13 protein-coding genes are annotated in these 19,616 nt (G+C 73.8%); 3 read left to right on the top strand and 10 right to left on the bottom strand.

Translation table 11 applies throughout. The annotated features are described in order from the left end of the window. Nucleotides 1-55: 55 nt before the first annotated feature. Together FOF52_RS05850 and FOF52_RS05845 are read right to left on the bottom strand one after the other, a co-directional pair. Nucleotides 56-799: an aminoglycoside 3'-phosphotransferase gene (locus FOF52_RS05850; protein WP_248592815.1), complete on the bottom strand. Its 744-nt coding sequence runs from the start codon at nt 797-799 to the stop codon at nt 56-58. Next, nucleotides 796-1,209, bottom strand: a complete 414-nt coding sequence (locus FOF52_RS05845) for an ankyrin repeat domain-containing protein (protein ID WP_248592814.1) — start codon at nt 1,207-1,209, stop codon at nt 796-798. The genes FOF52_RS05850 and FOF52_RS05845 overlap by 4 nt, the downstream gene beginning before the upstream one ends. 186 nt (nt 1,210-1,395) lie before the next feature. On the opposite strand from FOF52_RS05845, the gene FOF52_RS05840 reads away from it, so the two are divergent. After that, nucleotides 1,396-1,908, top strand: coding sequence for a hypothetical protein (locus tag FOF52_RS05840; RefSeq protein ID WP_248592813.1), 513 nt, complete (start codon nt 1,396-1,398; stop codon nt 1,906-1,908). A gap of 85 nt (nt 1,909-1,993) precedes the next feature. Here the strand turns inward: FOF52_RS05840 and FOF52_RS05835 are convergent, their stop codons facing one another. Then, nucleotides 1,994-3,604 carry a hypothetical protein gene (locus FOF52_RS05835; protein WP_248592812.1) on the bottom strand — a complete coding sequence of 537 codons (1,611 nt, stop codon included), beginning with the start codon at nt 3,602-3,604 and terminating at the stop codon, nt 1,994-1,996. Between the two features lie 231 nt (nt 3,605-3,835). Then, nucleotides 3,836-4,273 carry a hypothetical protein gene (locus FOF52_RS05830; RefSeq protein WP_248592811.1) on the bottom strand — a complete coding sequence of 146 codons (438 nt, stop codon included), beginning with the start codon at nt 4,271-4,273 and terminating at the stop codon, nt 3,836-3,838. A 273-nt stretch (nt 4,274-4,546) separates the two neighbouring features. On the opposite strand from FOF52_RS05830, the gene FOF52_RS05825 reads away from it, so the two are divergent. Next, nucleotides 4,547-5,029, top strand: coding sequence for a nuclear transport factor 2 family protein (locus tag FOF52_RS05825; RefSeq protein ID WP_248592810.1), 483 nt, complete (start codon nt 4,547-4,549; stop codon nt 5,027-5,029). Between the two features lie 207 nt (nt 5,030-5,236). Continuing rightward, nucleotides 5,237-10,693 (top strand): ATP-binding protein, encoded by a 5,457-nt coding sequence (locus tag FOF52_RS05820; RefSeq protein ID WP_248592809.1) that lies wholly within the window; start codon nt 5,237-5,239, stop codon nt 10,691-10,693. Between the two features lie 56 nt (nt 10,694-10,749). On the opposite strand, the gene FOF52_RS05815 is transcribed toward FOF52_RS05820, so the two are convergent. From FOF52_RS05815 to FOF52_RS05790, 6 genes are all read right to left on the bottom strand, one after another. After that, entirely contained in the window at nt 10,750-14,283 is a 3,534-nt protein-coding gene (locus FOF52_RS05815; RefSeq protein ID WP_248592808.1) for a TM0106 family RecB-like putative nuclease, read from the bottom strand. Between the two features lie 116 nt (nt 14,284-14,399). Continuing rightward, entirely contained in the window at nt 14,400-14,861 is a 462-nt protein-coding gene (locus FOF52_RS05810) for an Hsp20/alpha crystallin family protein (RefSeq protein ID WP_248592807.1), read from the bottom strand. A 252-nt stretch (nt 14,862-15,113) separates the two neighbouring features. Then, complete coding sequence (locus FOF52_RS21880; RefSeq protein ID WP_282573898.1) at nt 15,114-15,716, bottom strand: septal ring lytic transglycosylase RlpA family protein; 603 nt, start codon at nt 15,714-15,716, stop codon at nt 15,114-15,116. 229 nt (nt 15,717-15,945) lie between these two features. Further along, nucleotides 15,946-16,872 (bottom strand): ribonuclease Z, encoded by a 927-nt coding sequence (locus FOF52_RS05800; RefSeq protein ID WP_248592806.1) that lies wholly within the window; start codon nt 16,870-16,872, stop codon nt 15,946-15,948. A 215-nt stretch (nt 16,873-17,087) separates the two neighbouring features. After that, nucleotides 17,088-17,633: a GNAT family N-acetyltransferase gene (locus FOF52_RS05795; protein WP_248592805.1), complete on the bottom strand. Its 546-nt coding sequence runs from the start codon at nt 17,631-17,633 to the stop codon at nt 17,088-17,090. Nucleotides 17,634-18,321: 688 nt separating this feature from the next. Continuing rightward, nucleotides 18,322-19,503: an aminotransferase class V-fold PLP-dependent enzyme gene (locus tag FOF52_RS05790; RefSeq protein WP_248592804.1), complete on the bottom strand. Its 1,182-nt coding sequence runs from the start codon at nt 19,501-19,503 to the stop codon at nt 18,322-18,324. Nucleotides 19,504-19,616 lie beyond the last annotated feature (113 nt).

The following is a 19,616-nucleotide window of genomic DNA, read 5'->3' as shown; positions in this document are numbered from 1 at the left end:
TCCGCCGGGTCCGGACGCCCCGGGGCGTGTCCTGGCTGGCACGGTCGGGCGGGTCTCAGGTGGCGTCCCACAGGGCGCGGTAGTAGGCGAGGCGCTCGGGGTCGGGGGTGAGGCCGTAGGCGTCGATGAGTGCTTCCTGCCAGCCTGGGCCGTAGTTCCACTCGGTGCTCCAGGCGGCCACGGCGAGGTCGGCCCACCGGTCGGCGACGCCGAGGGCGCCCAGGTCGACGTGGCCGCTCCAGCGGCCGTCGTCGCCGATGAGGGTGGTGGGGGCGCACGGGTCGCCGTGGCAGACCACGGGCCGGTCGACGGGCGGGGCCTGGTCGAGCAGGGTGCGGGCGCGGGCCCGCGCCAGGCGCCGGGGCACGGTCCAGTCGAAGGGGCACTCGGAGACGGGCAGCGCCTCGTGCAGGGCGCGCAGGCCCTCGCCGATGGCGCGCACGGCGACGGCCGGTTCGGCTCTCCAGCGGGGGGCGACGGCGCTGGTGCCGTCCAGGGCGGCGGTCAGCAGCCACGTGCCGGTGGCGTCGGCGCCGTGGTCCAGGACCCGGGGCACGGGGGTGAAGGCCGCGGCCCAGGCCAGCCGTCGGGCTTCGGCGGCCAGGTCCAGTCCGCTGCCGGCGGGCGCCCACTTGGCGAAGCGGGGCCTGTCGGGGTGGTCGATGCGGAAGGTGAGCCCGCCCAGTTCGTTGCGCCACACCGGGTGGGCGGCGTGCCCGTCGGCGTGGACGGGGAGCGGCGGTGGGACGGGGACGGGGCCGGTGGGGGGACCGCTGAGGAACGGGGGGTGGTGGCTCATTCGCGTTCGAACAGTTCGAGGTAGTGCTCCTTGGCGAACAGGCGGGCGGCCTCGGTGGCCGAGGGCCGGCCCAGGTCGGGGTCGGCGCCGTGGTCGAGCAGGGTCCGCACGACGGCGTCCTCGCCCTTGAACACCGCTCCCGCCAGGGGTGACTGGCCCCGGTCGTTGAGGCGGTTGACGTCGGCGCCGTGGCGGCACAGGCAGGCCACGGTCTCGGCGTGGCCGTGGTAGGCGGCCAGCATGACCAGGGTGTCGCCGCTGTCGTTGGTGAGGTTGGCGGGCACGCCTGCGCTCAGGTAGGCGTCCAGGGAGGCGGTGTCGCCGGCGCGGGCCATGGCGAAGATCTTGGTGGCCAGTTCGACGACGTCGGGGTCGACGTTGCCGGACTCGGCGGCGTGCGGAACGTCCATGATTCCAGCCTAGGGCGTCGTACGTGGCGGGGACGCGGCGTCGGTCACGGGCCGGTCGACATGGCGGAAAAACCCGGGCATTGCCGAAGAAGTGGGTATCACGCGGAAATCACGGCGTGCTCGGACGGTCCACCGGGGGTGATTTGTCGGTAGGGTGCTCGTGATTTTTGAGAGGAGTCATCCCCCGTGCGACATTTCTTTGGTTTTGTCTTCGGGCTGCTGCTGGGTCCCGCCCTCCTGTTGGCGAGCGGGTGGGTCGCACCGCGGGCCGCCGCCCTGTCCGAGTCCAGCCGCGGTTTTCTCGGCGCGGGCGAACTCCTCACGCTCGCCGTGCTGGCCGCACTCGCGCTGCTGGTCGCGCTGATCCTGGTGCCGCCCAAACTGACTCCGCTGATTCCCGGCATGGCGGGCCTGCTCCTGGCGGGGCTGACCGTTGTCCACCTGCTGCGTCCTGCGTGGGCCGACCGTGTTCCCGACACGGTGGGCCTTCCGGTGCTGGGCAGCGTCCGGATTCCCGGCTGGGAGGGGACGCTCGTCCTGATGGAGACGGGACTGCTGTTGCCGTTGGCGCTGGCGCTGCTCGTTCCGCTGTTCTTCCCCTCCCGGTGGCGCAGTTACCGTCCCCGCGGGGCGCACGCCCTCGACTCCGAAGGCGAGAGCAGTTTTTCGGAGCTGATGGAGGAGGACGAAGAGGATTAGGGCTGGGGGTTTCGACGGTTCTCCCGTCACGCACCGGTTCGTTTCCCACCCCGGAAACCGGGGTGAGAAACGAACCGGTGGCGCATCACCGCCAGCTGGGCCCCCAGCCGGAGCTGTCGGACACTCCCGGGGGCAGCGGCGGCAGCAGGGTGGAGCCGGGGGCGTCGCGTCGGGGCTCGGCTTCCTCCTCGTCCTCGGGGGTGCCGTCGCGGCGGGCCTCGTCGTAGGCGGCCAGCATCTCCTCGGTGAGGACGGGAATCACCTCGGTCCTGGACAGCGGTTCCGCTGCCGCGGGCGGCTCGGGTGCCCCCGGTGCCTCGGCGTCGCCGACCGCCGGCTCGGGCTCGGCGGTGGCGGGGGCCGCCTCGTCCGGCGCCGCGGGAACCGGCTCGGGCGCGGATCCGGCGGGCTCCTCCCACCAGGGGGCCGGGGCTTCGCCCGCCGCTTCCGCGGTGTCGCCGCCGTGCGGCTGCGGGGTCCGGGTGTGCGCCTCGGACTCCTCCCACCACTGGGCCGGTTCCTGCGCTGTGGGAGCCGGTGGGGCCTCGGGCTGGTCCGGGGCCGGCGCGGAGGGCTCCTCCCACCACGATGCGGCCGCCGACGGCTCGCCGCTGTCGTCCGCGGTGTCCGCGGCGGGCAGGGCGGGCGCGGCGTCCTCGGGCTCCACCAGGGACCACCAGTACTCGGCCTGCTCGGCCGGCAGCTCCTCCACCACCCACAGGGATCCCTCGACCAGCGGGTAGATGCGTCCGGCGTTCCAGGAGCGCGGGTAGGTCTGCTCCTCCAGGATCAGGACGCGCTCCCCCTGCAGCAGCGGGATGTCGGAGGGCACCCCCTCGTTCCACACCCAGGTGCCGTCCGCGCCCACCAGGTTCCACCAGCCGTGGACGATCTTGGCCTGCGGGTCGGGGTCGGAGTTGCGGAAGGCCGCCACCCACCGCGGGTCGGGGCGCTGCCCGGCCAGGCCCTGCCCCTCTTCGCCGATCAGGGCGTCGGCCAGCAGGGTGTGCAGTTGGAAGTTGTCGGCGATACCCTCGAAACGCACCCGGAACCCGCGGCGGGAGGAGCGGTCCAGCACCAGGGCCGAGGAGACCTCGTCCATCCGCAGCAGGGCGGCCACCTCGCCGAACTCGGCCAGGTGCGCGGAGAGTTGGGCGGCGATGGCCAGCAGGTCGCCGTGCATCTCGGTGTCCTCGCGCACGGTCGCGCGCACCTGCGCCGAACTCAGCATGGTCTTGGCGGACAGGCCGTAGCGGCGCGCGGTCCACCAGCACAGGGTCGCCACCGGCGCGGAGTCGCCCAGGACCGTGGCGACCCTGGTCTCGTCGGCGGCGGTGACCTGGTCGGGGTCGGGGGGTGGGCCGTCGCCGACCTTGTCCCAGGCGTGCAGGAACATGCCCGCGGCCCGGCCGGTCTCACGCAGCAGGCGCAGCACCTCGATGCCGGTGGTGCCCGGCTGGGTGCCCATCTCCACCAGGGCGCCGGCGACGACGGTCAGGTCGGCCTCGATTCCCGGACCGGCGTGGTGTCCGGAGAAGATCGGCCCCAGCGCCTCCAGGGCGATCTCCCGTTCGGAGACCGGAACGTGGGAGGCGAGCTCGTAGACCCGGCCCACCGCAGGGCCGAAACGCTGCGGGTCGCCCAGGAGGGAGGCGTCGATCAACTCCTGGAAGGCGGCACGAAAAGCATCGATCACCTGGGCATTTTTCCACATTTCGGGCACGGTACGCTCACAGCCCCAATCGGATCACGGTGGCACCAGCCACCCGCGTGCGGTGGGATGCGCGACGGGCGGCTTCCACGGACCGCGGCGCACCGGTCCGCATCCCGTTGTTCCTGCTCTCCATCTTGGCTCAAGATCCGGTGACATCCGGTGAGCCGCCCCGGTGACGCAGGGACCACCGGCGGTGCGGCCCGCCACCGACCCTCACAGTGCCAGGCCCACGCGCAGCGCCGCCCACACCTCGGCGGGCGGGGCGAACAGCCACAGGACGGCGGCCGAGCCCAGCAGCGCGCAGCCGAACAGGGCCGCGGCGACCCGGCGGCGCAGCAGTGCCGCCCACACCACGCCCACCAGCGGCGTGCCCAGCGCGAACACCAGCATCCACAGCAGCGCCCAGGCGCCGTGGCTGCGTACCTCGTCGGTGACGTCCTCGGGCATCACCCCGGCCGAGGCCAGCACCCGCATGAAGGCCGCCAGCGTCCCCAGTACCCACACCACCACCAGCGTGCCCCACACCAGCATCGGCCAGCGCGGCGGCGGCTCCTCCACCACCACGGGCGTACGGCTGACCTTCACCCCGGAGACGGGCTCGGTGCGCCGTGCGGGTCGGGGTCGGCGGGTCTTCCTCTTCTTGGGTGACATGGGTCCTCCGGCCGCTGGGTTCGGGCGGTACCGCCCGAACCGTCACCCTAGAGGCTGTGCGGAGTCGCCGTGACCGTGCCGCGGAGGAGCCCGGCCGGTGCCGACGGCTTCGCGGGCGGTGCCGTCGTCTGTGCGGCCCGGGCGCCGGCGCGGCCGTTGCCCCGACGGCCGCTTTCCGTCACCCCGGGGTTTCGGCCGGTGGCGTGGTGCGATAGGAAGTGGACACCCCGGGACGGCCCCGGGGCAATCCCCACACGACGAAGGACGGTCGCCATGCGACATCTCACTTTCGCGGCCGGGTGCCTGGCCGCGCTCGCCCTCGCCACCGGATGCGGCTCGGACCAGGCCCCCGAGGAGCCCGAGGCGGCGCAGACCAGTCCCACCGCCTCGGTCAACCCCCTGGAGGACCCCGTGCTGGAGGGGGAGGCCGAGGAGGGGGCGCGTTCGGCCGCGCAGACCTACATCGAGGCGGTGCGCACCGGGGACGGCCAGGTCGGCTGCTTCACCCTGACCGAGCAGGCCCGCCAGGAACTGGTCGGCACCGCCGAGGACGGCGCCGACTGCGCCGTGGCCTTCGGTGAGACCCTCGCCTCCCCCGACACCACCGCCCAGGTGGACCGGGTGGAGATGGCCGAGGACGGCGAGACCGCCACCGTGCACCTGACCTACACCGGCGAGGCCGGGGACGCCTCCCCCAGCCTCACCGTCGCCAACGTCGGCGGGGCCTGGCTGGTGGACGGCGTCCACCCGCTCTAAAACCCCCGTGTCCTGCGGCCGAGCCCGCCGCGCGCCGTCCGCCGCGGCGGGTTTTTTAGTTGTTTCCCACAAAATGGGGGCGGGTAGCGTGGGCTGTCCACGACATGGCACCGCCACCCTGTATACGGAAAGGTGGAACACTGCCGCGGTCGGTGTGCCGCGGCACGTACACCGTTGTTCCACTGATCTACAGAAGGGCTCGGTCGGGTGTTCAAGCGCATCGCCATCGTCAACCGTGGTGAGGCCGCCATGCGGCTCATCCACGCCGTACGGGACATCGCCGCGGAGACCGGCACACGGATCGAGACCGTCGCCCTGTACACCGATGTCGACCGCACGGCGGCCTTCGTCCGCGAAGCCGACATCGCCTACGACCTCGGCCCCGCCTCCGCCCGCCCCTACCTCGACCTGGCGGTGCTGGAGCGTGCGCTGGTGCAGACCGGCGCCGACGCCGCGTGGGTCGGCTGGGGCTTCGTCGCCGAGGACCCGGCGTTCGCGGAACTGTGCGAGAGGATCGGCGTCACCTTCGTCGGCCCCGGTCCCGAGGCCATGCGTCAACTCGGCGACAAGATCGGTGCGAAGCTGATCGCCGAACAGGTCGGTGTACCGGTCGCGCCGTGGAGCCGCGGCCCGGTCGACACCCTGGACGCCGCCCTGGCGGCGGCTGCCGAGATCGGCTACCCGCTGATGCTGAAGGCGGCCGCGGGCGGCGGCGGACGCGGCATCCGCGTGATCAACGACGAGGCCGAACTCGCCGACGCCTACGAGCGCACCAGGCAGGAGGCCGAGCGGGCGTTCGGCAGCGGCGTGGTGTTCCTGGAAAGCCTGGTCACCGGGGCCCGGCACGTCGAGGTGCAGGTGATCGCCGACGGCCAGGGCACCGCCTGGGCGCTGGGGGTCCGCGACTGCTCGGTGCAGCGCCGCAACCAGAAGGTCATCGAGGAGTCGGCCTCGCCGGTGCTCACCCCCGTGCAGGCGGCCGAGCTCAAGGCGTCGGCCGAACGGCTGGCCGTCGCGGTCGGCTACCGGGGCGCGGCCACCGTCGAGTTCCTCTACCGCCCCGCCGACGAGCTGTTCGCGTTCCTGGAGGTCAACACCCGCCTGCAGGTCGAACACCCCATCACCGAGGCCACCACGGGCTTCGACCTGGTCAAGGCGCAGCTGTGGGTGGCCTCCGGCGGCAAGCTCGAAGGCGAGCCGCCCCTGGAGCGCGGGCACGCCGTGGAGGCCCGGCTCAACGCCGAGGACCCCGACCGCGACTTCGCGCCCTCCCCGGGGCGGATCGTGCGGCTGGACCTGCCCGCTGGGCCGGGGGTGCGGGTGGACACCGGGGTCAGTGAGGGCGACGTCATCCCCGCCGACTTCGACTCGATGATCGCGAAGATCATCGCGCACGGCCGCGACCGCGAGGAGGCGCTGGGGCGGCTGCGTCGGGCACTGGCGCAGACCACCGTGGTCATCGAGGGCGGCGCGACCAACAAGAGTTTCGTGCTCGACCTGCTCGACCAGCCCGAGGTGATCGACGCCACCGCCGACACCGGCTGGATCGACCGCGTCCGCGGCGAGGGCCGTCTCGTCTCCCAGCGGCACTCCGCCGTCGCGCTGGCCGCCGCCGCCATCGAGGCCTACGAGGAGGAGGAGCGCGTCGAGCGGCAGCGGCTGCTGTCGACGGCCTCCGGCGGCCGCCCGCAGGTGCAGCACGAAAGCGGCCGGCCGCTGGACCTCAAACTGCGCGGTGTCGGCTACCGGGTGCGCGTGGCGCGCGTGGGCGCCCACCGGTTCCGGGTCGGTATCGAGGCGGGCGACACCGTCGGCACCGCCGACGTCGAACTCGACCGCTTCGACCGGCACACCGGGCGCATCACCGTCAACGGTGTGGGCTACCGCCTGCTCACCGGCACCCACGGACCGGTCTACCTGGTCGAGGTGGACGGTGTCACCCACCGCGTCAGCCGCGACGAGGGCGGCGTGCTGCGTTCCCCCACGCCCGCCCTGGTCGTCGCCACGCCGCTGGCGGCCGACGCGGAGGTCGAGGCGGGGGCGCCGGTGCTGGTGCTGGAGAGCATGAAGATGGAGACGGTGCTGCGCGCACCGTTTCGGGCCCGGCTCAAGGAGTGCCTCGTGTCGGTGGGCTCCCAGGTGGAGGCCGGTGCTCCGCTGCTGCGTCTGGAGCCGCTGGGCGACGCCGAGGCCGAGGACACCGCGCAGACGCGGACCGTCGAACTGGACCTGCCCGCCGCTCCCGAGACGGTCCCGGCCCTGGCCCGCGCCCGCCGCGGCCAGGAGGACCTGCGCAGCCTGCTGATGGGTTTCGACGTCGACCCGCACGACGAACGCCGGGTGCTCGACGACTACCTGGCCGCACGCCAGGCGGCCATCGCCGAGGGCCACCGGCCGCTGGCCGAGGAGCTGGAACTGCTCACCGTGTTCGCCGACCTCGCCGAGCTGAGCCGCAACCGGCCGGCCGGCGAGGAGGTCGACGGCAGCCACGTGCACAGTGCCCGCGAGTACTTCCACACCTACCTGCAGAGCCTCGACACCGAGCGGGCCGGGCTGCCCGAGGCGTTCCGGGACAAGCTCGCCCGGGCGCTGGGCCACTACGGGGTCACCGACCTGGAGCGCTCCCCCGACCTTGAGGCCGCGGTGTTCCGGATCTTCCTGGCCCAGCAGCGCGCCTCCGCCGACGTCGCGGTCGTCACGGCGCTGCTGCGCGCGTGGCTGCGGGAGCCCCCGCCGGAGGCGGCCCTGCGCGAACCCGTCGGACTGGCCCTGGAGCGGCTGGTGGCCGCCACCCAGGTCCGCTTCCCCGCGGTCGCCGACCTCGCGCGCGGCGTGGTGTTCGCCTGGTTCGGCCAGCCGCTGCTGCGCCGCAACCGCGCCCGCGTCTACGCCGACGTCCGCAGGCACCTGCGCCACCTGGACGCCCACCCCGACTCCCCCGACCGTGCCGAGCGCATCGCCGAGATGGTGCGCAGCACCGAGCCGCTGGTGCGGCTGCTCGGCCAGCGGCTGGTCCGCCACGACCGGGACAACTCGGTCATGCTGGAGGTGCTGACCCGCCGCTACTACGGCAACCGGGCCCTCACCGGCGTGCGCACCCACCGGGTCGAGGGGTGCGTGTTCGTGGTCGCCGACCGCGCCGACTCCTGTGTGGTCTCCACCGCGGTGCGTTTCGAGGAGCTGGACGGCGCCCTGCGCGGACTCGTCGGTCTCGCGGGCGGAAGCGACGCCGTCGAGGCCGACCTCTACCTCGCCTGGCCGGGCCAGCCGCAGGACTTCGACGCGATGGCGGCCGCGCTGCACGAGGCCGTCAACGCCCACCCGCTGCCCGAGCAGGTCCGCAGGATCACCGCCACCGTCGCCGGCCGTGACGGCGCGGTGATGCACCACCACTTCACCTTCCGCCCGTCCGGCACCGGGATGGCCGAGGACCGGCTGATCCGCGGCCTGCACCCGCACATCGCCCAGCGGATGCAGCTGGACCGGCTGCACAAGTTCGACCTGACCCGGCTGCCGTCCTCCGACGAGGAGGTCTACCTGTTCCGGTGCGTGGCGCGGGACAACCCCTCCGACGAGCGCCTCGTCGCGTTCGCCCAGGTGCGCGACCTGACCGAACTGCGCGACCACGACGGCAGGCTGGTCGCGCTGCCCACGGCCGAGGACACCCTCGCCGCCTGCCTCGACTCGATCCGCCGCGTCCAGGCGCTGCGGCCGTCGAAGAAGCGTTTCGCCACCAACCGGATCACGCTCTACGTCTGGCCGCCCAGCGAGCTGACCCGCGCGGAACTGGAGACGCTCGCCCAGCGCGTGCTGCCCACCGCCACGGGCGCCGGCCTGGAGGAGATCCTGTTCCTCGCACGCCAGCGCGACCCCGCCACCGGTGAGCTGTCCAGGGTCGCCGTGCGGATCTCCTTCGACGCAGCCGGCGGCGTGGAGCTGACCGTGGGCGAGCCGCCGACCGACCCGGTCGAACCGGTCGACGACTACCGGCAGAAGGTGCTGCGCGCCAGCAGCCGCAACACGGTCTACCCCTACGAGCTGACCGGCCTGCTCGGCGACTTCGTCGAGTACGACCTGGACGAGGACCACGCGCTGGTGCCGGTGGACCGGCCCAAGGGCCGCAACACCGCGGGCATCGTCGCCGGGGTCGTCACCACCCCCACCCCGCTGCACCCACAGGGCATCACCCGGGTGGTGCTGCTCGGCGACCCGACCAAGTCGCTGGGCGCGCTGGCGGAACCGGAGTGCCGCCGCGTGATCGCGGCCCTGGACCTGGCCGAGCGGATGCGGGTGCCGCTGGAGTGGTACGCGCTGTCCTCCGGGGCCCGCATCTCCATGGAGTCGGGGACCGAGAACATGGACTGGGTGGCCGCGGCCCTCAAGCGGATCGTCGAGTTCACCCAGGACGGCGGCGAGATCAACATCGTGGTCGCGGGCATCAACGTCGGCGCGCAGCCGTACTGGAACGCCGAGGCGACGATGCTCATGCACACCAAGGGCATCCTGGTGATGACCCCGGACTCGGCGATGGTGCTGACCGGCAAGCAGTCGCTGGACTTCTCCGGCGGCGTCTCCGCCGAGGACAACTTCGGCATCGGCGGATACGACCGGGTGATGGGCCCCAACGGGCAGGCCCAGTACTGGGCTCCGAACCTGGTGGCCGCCCGCGACGTGCTGATGGCGCACTACGCCCACACCTATGTGGTGCCGGGTGAGGAGCGGCCGCGGCGGGCCGAGACCACCGACCCCGTCGACCGGGACATCTGCGACTTCCCGCACACCGTGGAGGGCAGCGACTTCACCACCGTCGGCGAGATCTTCTCCGCCGAGGCCAACCCGGACCGCAAGAAGCCGTTCGACATCCGCACCGTGATGCGGGCGGTCTCCGACCAGGACCACCCCGTGCTGGAACGCTGGGCGGGCATGGCCGACGCCGACACCGCGGTGGTGCAGGACGCCCACCTGGGCGGCATCCCGGTGTGCCTGCTCGGCATCGAGTCGCGTGCGGTGCCGCGGCGCGGCTTCCCGCCCACCGACGGCCCCGACACCTACACGGCGGGCACGCTGTTCCCGCAGTCGTCGAAGAAGGCGGCCCGGGCCATCAACGCGGCCAGCGGCAACCGTCCGCTGGTGGTGTTGGCGAACCTGTCGGGGTTCGACGGCTCCCCGGAGTCGATGCGCAAACTGCAGTTGGAGTACGGGGCCGAGATCGGCCGCGCGATCGTGAACTTCCGCGGTCCCATCGTGTTCTGCGTGATCTCGCGGTACCACGGCGGCGCGTTCGTGGTGTTCTCCAAGGCGCTGAACCCGAACATGACCGTGCTGGCGGTGGAGGGCTCCTTCGCGTCGGTGCTGGGCGGCGCCCCCGCCGCCGCGGTGGTGTTCTCCGGTGAGGTCAACGCCCGTGTCGCGGCCGACGAACGCGTGCGGGAGCTGCAGGCCCGTGTCGCGGCCGCCTCCGGCACCGACCGTGCCGCGCTGACCGCGGAACTGGAGGAGCTGCGCTCCGCGGTGCGCGCGGAGAAGCTCGGTGAGGTCGCCGCCGAGTTCGACCGCGTCCACGACATCCGGCGCGCGGTGGAGGTCGGCTCCGTGGACGCCGTCATCCGCGCCTCGGAGCTGCGGCCGCGCATCATCGAGGCCATCGAGGCCCGGCTGCGCTGACCCCTCTTGCCGGGTGCTCCCGCCGGATGCTGCGGCGGGGGCGCCCGGTGCCGCTGTCAGGGGTTCCAGTCGCGGGCCCGCGAGCACAGCTCCGCGAACCCCGCCAGGACCCGCAGTTCGCTCACCGACCGGGGGGTCGCGTGCAGCAGCGACGGCGAGTACACGAGCGCGGCCAGCACCTGGGCGCGCGACAGGGCCACGTTGAGCCGGTTGCGGGACAGCACGAAGTCCAGGCCGCGGGCGGCCTCGGCGGCCCCCGACACCGTCATCGAGCACAGCACCACCGGTGCTTCCTGGCCCTGGAACCGGTCGACCGTGCCGACCCGTACCGCGTCCAGTCCGGCCTCGGCCAGGGCCGCGCGCAGCGCCCGCACCTGCAGGTTGAACGGCGCCACCACCAGGATGTCGGCGCCGGTGAGCGGCCGCGGTTCGGCTCCGGGTTCGCGGAACCGCGTCCCCACCAGGCGTGCGGCCAGCTCCACCACCGCCGTGACCTCTTCGGGGCTGTGCGTGCTGCGTCCGGTGTGCTCCACGACGCAGCGGTACAGGCCCGCCTCCACTCCCGCGAGGCCGCGCAGTGCCGCCGTGGGGTGGGCGTGCAGCCGTCCCCGGTAGGCCAGGTGCGACACCGGTTCGCACACCCGCGGGTGCATGCGGCGGCTCTGGTCCAGGAAGTAGCCGCGGGAGGCGTCGATGATCTCGGTGTCGCCCACCAGGTGCTCCAGTGCGGAGCGGTCCGCGCCCTCACCGTGGGTGCCCTGCACCACCTGCGGCAGCTGCTGGGGGTCGCCCAGCAGCACCAGGTCGCGGGCGGCGGTGGACACCGCCAGGGTGTCGGCGAGCGCGAACTGGCCGGCCTCGTCGATGATGAGCACGTCCAGCGCGACCTCGCGCATGCCGGGGTTGGCGAAGTTCCACGCGGTGCCGCCCACCAGGAAGCCGCCGTCCTGCTCGGTGCACCAGCGCACCAGGTCGCGGACCTGGCGGGGCTGCTGCCAGGGCAGGTCGGGGTCGGGTTTGTCGGCGGGGCGTTTGGCGCACGCCAGCACCGTGCCGTTCTCCTCGGCGGCGCGCACGGCCGCGGCCATGACGTTCTCGATGGCTTTGTGGCTGGTGGAGCAGACGCCCACGCTTCTGCCGGAGGCGACCAGGTGGGTGATCAGCCGGGCGGCCAGGTAGGTCTTGCCCGCCCCCGGCGGCCCCTGCACGGCCAGGTAGGAGCCGTCCAGCGCGTCGACGGCGGCGATCACCGCGGCCACCACGTCCCCGCCGAAGTCGCGCGGGTCGGGCAGGGGGGCGCCGCCGCGCAGCCGGGGCGGGGTGCGGCGCAGGACGTCCAGTCCGGCCGAGCGGGCGGATTCGGGCAGGGCCCGCACGGCGTGCTCGGCCAGTTCCCACAGTGCTTCGTCCTTGGGTGAGGACCGCACCGGGGCGCCGGGCAGCACCGCCACGGGGCGGCGGTCGTCCTCGGCGCCCACGTCGCACTTCTCCACCACGACCAGCCGGTCGGCTCCCGCGTGCTCCACCGTGGCCGTCACCGTTTCGGCGGCCTGTCCGGGAGGTCCGGGGTACAGCAGCCGCACCTGCTCGCCCGTGGTGAAGGGGTGCGGTCGGCCGGCGTCGGCCCGCAGTTCCACCCGCCGTGCGGCCTTGCGCTGCCGTCCCTGCGGCTGGACCCAGTCGTGGGCGTGCACCCGTAACGGCACCAGGCAGTCGGTGTCGGCCTCCAGCTCCTCCACCGGGGCGGCCAGGCGGCGGAAGAAGTCCCACCACAGCGGCGCCTCCTCCCGCCGGTAGTAGCCGACCAGCGCCGCCAGCAGCGCCCTGGCCTGCTGTTCGGCGTCGCGCTGCGCCTCCTCGGCCGGCACCTGCGCCAGCAGGGGCCCGGTCAGGGCCCGCATGCGTTCTTCGGCCTCGGCGCGCCGCCGCGCGGCCTGCGCGGCGCGTTCGGCGTCCTCTTCCGTGACGATGCCGGAGGCCACGGGGCGGGCGCTGATGCCGTGTTCGACGCGCAGCTTCTCCAACCAGTCGCGTAGCCGCGCGGTGGACACGCAGTCGTCGCGGTTGTAGGCGGCGATGTCGGCGAGGATCCGTTCCGCCTCGGCGCCGTCGCCGGCCTCGCGTGCGCTGAGGTAGGCGGCGTAGGCGTCGATGCTGGACGCCGCCGTGACCACCGCGCCGGAGCGGCCCTGCTCCAGGTAGAGGGGTTCCAGGGACTTGATGGAGTAGGAGCGTTGGGAGACGCGCAGGCTCTTTTTCACCACGGTGTACAGGTCGACCAGGCGGCGCTGCCGCAGCAGCTCGTCGACCTGGGTCTCGCGGGTGCCGAACGACGCCGCCAGTGTCTTGAGCCGGTCGGCCTCGTAGGAGGCGTAGTGGTAGACGTGTGCGCCCGCGTCGGCGTCGACGCGGGCGCACACGAAGTCCACGAACGCCTCGAAGGCCTGCCGCTCCTGGGCGCGGTCGTGCGCCCAGAACGCGTGGAAGCGTCCGTCGTCGCAGGTGAAAGCGCCGAACAGGTATTCCAGGCCGCGTCCTTCGTGGTAGGGGTAGCCCTCCATGTCGAAGAACACGTCGCCGGGAGAGGGTTCGGGCAGCATCGCCAGCCCGTCGTCGGCGTAGACGGTGGCGTAGACGGTGCCGGTGGGGTCCTCGGGGGTGCGGGTGGCGTCCTGGCGGACCTGCAGGGCGGCCTGTTCACGCAGCCGGGTGTAGGAGTGGCGGGGCAGCAGCGGCGGCCGGTCCTCGTCGCGGGCGCACGCCAGCGCGTCGATGGTGGTGATGCCGGCGTCGCGGAGTTTCGCGATCTGGTCGCCGCGGATCCCGGCCACCAGGCTCAGGTGCCGGTCCTGGGCGCGGCCCTGCGCGCACAGGGTCGCATAGCCGCAGTGGTCGCAGGCCGGGCACGGTTGCGCCCACAGGGGGCGGGGCAGTGCGGGCCGGTCGGTGAGTCGGCGCAGCAGGCGGTCGCGTACCTGCGGCAGCAGCGGCAGGTACTCGGCCACCCGCAGGGAGTGGACGCGGCCGTCCCCGGTGAGCAGGTGCATGAACTCCGGTTCGCCCGGTCCGGTGCGGCCCAGCGCCTCGGCGTAGGCGGCCAGCTGCAGGACCGCTCCGGGGCGGACGTGGTGGGCGAGTTTGGTGTCCCACGGCTCGTAGCGGGGTTTGCCGCCGCTGTCGCGGTGCTCGCCGGTGGCCGGGTCCACGGCGGTGCTGATGAGGAAGTCGGCGCGGCCGTGGAAGGCCACTCCCGGACTCACCGGCTCGTAGAAGACGCCCTGGTAGATGACGGGGACCCCGGCGTGCATGGCCTCGCGGGTGGCTTCGGCCGCGGCGGTCAGGTCGGCGTGGGTGGGGCGGGGGTTGTCGATGCTCACCACGCCGTCGCCGAACAGGCCGACCAGGCGGTCCCGTTCGGCGTGTTCGTGGGCCTCCCCGCCGCGGGCCACCAGGGGGTCCAGGGTTTCGGGGGCGGGGGCGCCGTCCACGCCTGCGGCCAGGGCGTGCTTGAGGGTGCTGCGGTGCTGACACTCCATCGCGTCCACGAGATCGGTGGGGGAGAACACCCACCCCGATCCGGTACGGAACACTGGCCACCCCCGCGGGTTCGACGAACTCGCGGGGCATTCTGCCACGTTCCGCTGTCAGCGGCCCCGTGCCGCACGGGGCGGCACGGGGCGGGCGGTGCAGGGCTCCCCCCTGGGGGTCAGCTCTCGATGCTGACGCGGCGGGGCTGGTCCTCGGCGCTCTTGGGTGCCGTCACGGTGAGCACCCCGTTGTCGAGTTTGGCCCGCACCCCTTCGGTTTCGATGTCGCCGGGCAGCAGGGTGCGGTACTCGAACTGGCCGTAGCGGCGCATGCGCCGGTGGGCGCGCACGCCCTCCTTCTCCTCCTTCTCGATGTGGCCGGAGATGATCATTTCGTTGCCGTTGACCTGGATGTCGATGTCGTCCTTGGACATTCCCGGGACCTCGACCTCCACGATGTAGGAGGTGTCGTCCTCCGACACGTCCGCCAGGGGCGTCCACGTCATCGGCGTGGCCGCGGGTTCGCCGAAGGCCGTCTCCAGCAGCCGTCCCATCCGGTCGTAGAGCTCCTCGAACTCGGGGAACGCGCTCCACTGGGCGGGAATGAGCCGTTCCCGGCGGCGGGTCACGGGAAGCGCCATCACGATCACCTTTCTCTTCGGTGGCGGTCTCGGATGCGGATTCCGGCGGACCGGGCCGCATCACCGGGGCGTCTACCGAACGCCGCTCCTGTTACACCTGCGCCGAAGCGGCCTTTACCGGTGATCTTGGGTGGCGGTTCGCCCCGCGGTCAGGGCGGACCGTGCCCCGGGCGCCGCCGTGGCGGCCGGGGGCGTGTCCCGGCGCGAAGCGGGAGCAGCCTCAGCCCGCGGGGACGCTCGGGAGTGCCGAGCTCACCCCACCACCCTCCACGACACCTGCACCACGCCCTGGCTGGGGGAGGCGATCGCGGAGAACGCGGCGGTGCTCAGGTCCAGGCAGCGGCCCTCGATGTAGGGGCCGCGGTCGTTGATGCGCACCGTGACGCTCTGCCCGTTGGCGATGTTGGTGACCTCGACCATGGTGTCGAAGGGCAGGGTCTTGTGCGCCGCGGTCATCGCCGTGGGGTCGAAGGTCTCCCCCGAGGCGGTGGGCTGCGGGTCGCCGTACATGGACGCCTCGCACTGCCCGCTCTCACCGGAGGCGTCGCCCGCCCCGGGGTCGGGGGACTGTGCGGCCGGTGCCGCGTCGGCCTGCGTGGTGCGCACCCCGTCGGCCACGGCCTCCCGCAGGCTCTGCACGGCCCGGTCGCGGTCGTCTCCCAGCAGGGGGGCCGCCGAGGCCTGCGGCGGGGGCGGCGCCTCGGGCAGCACGGCCGCGCCGAGGGTCTGCTCACCGCCGTCCAGGTCACCGAACGCGAACGCCGCGGTGGCGGTGGCGGTGAGCACGGCCGCAGCGGCGGTGACGGTGGCCGCGGCGCGACCGGGTCTGCGCAGTCGGACAGGGAATCGACCCACGGTGAGACTTCCTTCGACGAGGCGACAGGGCAGACACCACGCACACACGACACCGCCACGGGCGTGGGACGCGGGGCCGGACAGGAGGGGCCGCGGCACCCGGCAGGGCACCGCCGCACCCGGTCCGGTGGGACGCCCCGCGCCAACCGGGGCTGCCGTCACCGGACCGTGACCCGCACCCGTGTCTACCGGCCTGCGCCCCGCCCGGTCAAGCACCCCGGGGTGCGGTTCACCGGCGCGGCGGCACCGTCACCCGGGTCAGGTCCTGGGCCAGGACGATCTCCCCGTCGAAGTGGGCGGCGGCCTGCTCCACGAACCGGGCGTCGTCGTCGCGGTCGTAGCGTTCGGAGATGTGGGTGAGCACCAGGCGGCGCACGCCGGCGCGGGCGGCGACCATCCCGGCCTGGCCGGCGGTCAGGTGCCGGTAGCGTTCGGCCAGGCCGGCGTCGCCGTCGAGGAAGGTCGCCTCGATCACCAGCAGGTCGGCGCCCTCGGCCAGGCGCACCGCGTTGTCGCACAGGCCGGTGTCCATCACGAACGCGAACACCTGTCCGCGCCGCACCGTGCTGTAGTCGGCCAGTTCCAGGCGCTGCCCGGACTCGTCGACGAGGAACCCCTCGGCCTTGAGCCGGCCCACCGCGGGGCCGTGCACGCCGCGCTGCGCCAGGCGGTCGGCCAGCATGTGCACCCGGTCGGGTTCGGCCAGCCGGTAGCCGTAGGTGGGGATCGAGTGGTGCAGCGGCAGCGCGGTGACGGTCAGGTCGTCCTCGCCCGGCGCGGCCGCCTCGTCCCCGGTGAGGGGCTGGGCCTCGATGACGTCGGTGTCGACGAAGGAGGTGGCGTGCCGCAGGTGCTCCCAGTACCGCTGTCCGGCCGCCGGATAGGCCACCCGCACCGGGTGGTCGACGCGGTCGCGGGCGATGCGCTGCACCACCCCGGGCAGGCCCAGGCTGTGGTCGCCGTGGAAGTGGGTCACGCACACCCGGGTGATGTCGTGTGCGGACAGGCCCGCGTGCCGCATCTGCCGCTGGGTGCCCTCCCCGGGGTCGAACAGGATGCCGTGGGCGTCCCAGCGCAGGAAGTACCCGTTGTGTCCGCGCCGCTTGGTGGGCACGGCGCTGGCGGTGCCCAGGATGGTGAGTTCGCGCGTCGACATGCCGCCGATTCTGCCAAGCCCGCGCGTTCCGGGGGTCCGCGCCTTTTCGGTCACCGCCGTCGCACACGCCCCGGCCCTGCTCCGCCCGACAGGGGTTTCGGACACTTCCCCTCCGCGTTTCCACAGGTCATCCAGGTCTTGTGGGTGGCCTCGGCGGGGCGGGGGGAATTTCGGACACGGGGGTCGGCGGTGTCCGCAATCCCTTCCAGGGGGTTTCAGCCGTGTCGGGGACGGTCGGTCCACACCTCCTCGCCGTGGTGGTCGCCGCCGCGCACCAGTCCCAGGGAACGGGCCACCGCCGCCGACGCGGTGTTGCGCGGGTCGATGTGCGCGGTGACGGTCCGCACCCCCCGTCGCCGCAGCCACTCCACCAGCGCCTGCGCGGCCTCGACCGCGTAGCCGCGCCGCTGCCAGGCCGTGCCCACCATCCAGGAGATGACCGCGCGCAGCCCGCCCACGTCGGGTCCCGTGACGGCCTGCACCATGCCCACCGCCCGCCCGCCGTCCAGCTCCCGCACCGTCCAGGTGCACCACGACACCCCCGGCTCGTCGGAGCCCTCCACCAGGTCGGCGTAGCGTCGGCGCAGCTGCTCCTCGTCGGGGGCCCGCCCGCCGAGGAAGCGGTACAGCGCCGGGTCCGCCAGGGCCCCGGCCAGTTCCGCGGCGTCGTCCACCCGCAGCGGGTCCAGGCGGAGCCGCTGCGTGCGGATCGGCTCGGCCCGCAGGATCCGCACCCGGCGGGCACGCGGTCGGGTACTCATACCCCCAGGGTCGCCGCGGCCGGCCGCCGACCGCAAACCCCGGTCCGTCGCGGCCGCCCCTCCGGGCACCCGCTTCCCCGCGGCAGCCGCACGACCGGGCCCGGGGTCAAGTTTTCCGGCCCCACGCCGCGGTGGCCTGCGCCCGGCCCACCGGCCACCGCCCGGTGCCTTCCAGGTCCCCCGAACACGGTCCTCCCCGCCGGGCCCCCGAAGAAGGATTCGCCTCCCCGTCACTCCGACGGGCTGCGGGACCGGGACTTCGCGCGCCGGGTACGCGGTGGTGCCGGAGGTCCTGCGGGTTCCGGGCCGACGGCCGGGCCGGTCCCGGTGGCCGCCATGAGCGCCCCGTCCCGGGGTGCGAGCCCCGCCGCCGCTGCAGGGGACACGGCCTCTGCCACGGGAATGCGCCTGTCCCCGCCGTCCTCGCCCCGCATCCGTGGACGTGTCGGGCGCCGTCGCCCCGGCTCACGCCGGTCTGGTGCTGCTCACCAACGCGCGGGAGTCCTCGGGCACCCGGGGAGGAGGCCCGGGACGCGAAGGGCCGGCCACCGCGGACGCGACCGCCCCGCCCCGGTCGCCCCCGTCGGCAACGGGGACGTCGCCGCCCGCAGCGTGGCCTGCGACCGGTCGCAGGCCACGCTGCGACCCACGCTCACCGGCCACGGGGCCGCGTCCGTGCGGCCGTCCCTCAGGCGGTCCTGCGGGCCAGAGCGGCGACGAGGTCGACCGGACGGTCGACCTCGTCGCCGGTGGTGTAGTAGTGCGGGGAGAACCGCACCAGCGGGGGCAGGGCCCGCCGCTGGGCGTCGAACGGCGTGTGGTCGGGGGCGGTGACCGAGACGTTGACGCCGTGGCGGGCCAGAGCGGCGGCCACCTCGGCGGCGGGCAGCGCACCGACCGTGCAGGTGACGATGGCGCACCGCTCGCGTCCCAGGTCACGGACGGCCACCCCGGGCACCTCGGCGAGCCGGTCACGCAACCGGGCGCCCAACGCGGCGGCGCGCCGGCCGATCCGGTCCACTCCCAACTCCAGGGCCTGGCGCACCGCCGCCCCCAGCCCCAGCACGTTGGCGCCGCTGATCTCCCAGGTCTCGAACCGCCGCGCGCCTTCGCTCCAGGTGAGGCCGCCCCCGCCGTCCCAGGTGGCGCCCTTCAGGGTGGCCAGGGGCGGTTCGAGGAGGTCCAGCGCCTCGGTGCGCACCCACAGGAAACCGATGCCGCGCGGCCCGCGCAGGAACTTGCGGCCGGTGCCGCAGAGCATGTCGCAGCCGATCCGGGTGACGTCGACCGGGAACTGGCCCACCGACTGGGTGGCGTCCAGCAGGAACGGCACGCCCGCGGCCCGGGTGATGCGGCCGACCTCGGCGACCGGGTTGACCAGGCCGCCGCTGCTGGGGACGTGGCTGAGGGCGACCAGGCGGGTGCGTTCGTCGACCAGGCCGGCCAGTGCGGCGGTGTCGACCTGGCCCGACTCGTCGTCGGGGACCACGACGAGTTCGGCGCCGGTGCGCCGGGCGGTGTGCAGCAGCGACAGCGCGTTGCTGCCGTACTCGGCCCGGCCGGTGAGGATCCGGTCGCCGGGGGCGAAGTGCATGGCCGAGAACGCCGCGCCCCAGGCGCGGGTGGCGCTGTCGAACAGGGCCACCTCCCCGGGCCGGCCTCCCACGAGTGCGGCGAGGTCGGTGTAGACGGCGTCGAACCGTTCCGCCTCCCGGGCCTCGGCCTCGTAGCCGCCGAGGGCGGCCTCCAGCTCCAGGTGGTCGGTCATCGCCCGCAGGGTCCGCCGCGACAGCAGTCCCGCTCCGGCGTTGTTCAGGTGCACCCTGTGGGCGCATCCGGGGGTGTCCGCGCGCAGCGCCTCGATGTCCATGCTCTCCTCACGTCACGCCGTGACCGGGTGTGCCGCGGGGCGGCCCGACAGCGGTCCTCTCGGGCGCCTTCCGGGGGCTGCGACGACGGGCCTTCCGGTGCCGTCCCCGCAGC

The organism is Thermobifida alba, assembly GCF_023208015.1.
GTDB classification, from domain to species: domain Bacteria; phylum Actinomycetota; class Actinomycetes; order Streptosporangiales; family Streptosporangiaceae; genus Thermobifida; species Thermobifida alba.
This window is presented reverse-complemented; position numbering and strand designations above follow the sequence as displayed.

Excerpts from the sequence above, each read along its gene's own strand:
- FOF52_RS05810 (WP_248592807.1), bottom strand. The coding sequence starts at position 14,861 with ATGGCGCTTCCCGTGACCCGCCGCCGGGAACGGCTCATTCCCGCCCAG.
- FOF52_RS05850 (WP_248592815.1), bottom strand. The coding sequence starts at position 799 with ATGAGCCACCACCCCCCGTTCCTCAGCGGTCCCCCCACCGGCCCCGTC.
- FOF52_RS05825 (WP_248592810.1), top strand. The coding sequence starts at position 4,547 with ATGCGACATCTCACTTTCGCGGCCGGGTGCCTGGCCGCGCTCGCCCTC.
- FOF52_RS05845 (WP_248592814.1), bottom strand. The coding sequence starts at position 1,209 with ATGGACGTTCCGCACGCCGCCGAGTCCGGCAACGTCGACCCCGACGTC.
- FOF52_RS05800 (WP_248592806.1), bottom strand. The coding sequence starts at position 16,872 with ATGTCGACGCGCGAACTCACCATCCTGGGCACCGCCAGCGCCGTGCCC.
- FOF52_RS05790 (WP_248592804.1), bottom strand. The coding sequence starts at position 19,503 with ATGGACATCGAGGCGCTGCGCGCGGACACCCCCGGATGCGCCCACAGG.
- FOF52_RS05795 (WP_248592805.1), bottom strand. The coding sequence starts at position 17,633 with ATGAGTACCCGACCGCGTGCCCGCCGGGTGCGGATCCTGCGGGCCGAG.
- FOF52_RS05830 (WP_248592811.1), bottom strand. The coding sequence starts at position 4,273 with ATGTCACCCAAGAAGAGGAAGACCCGCCGACCCCGACCCGCACGGCGC.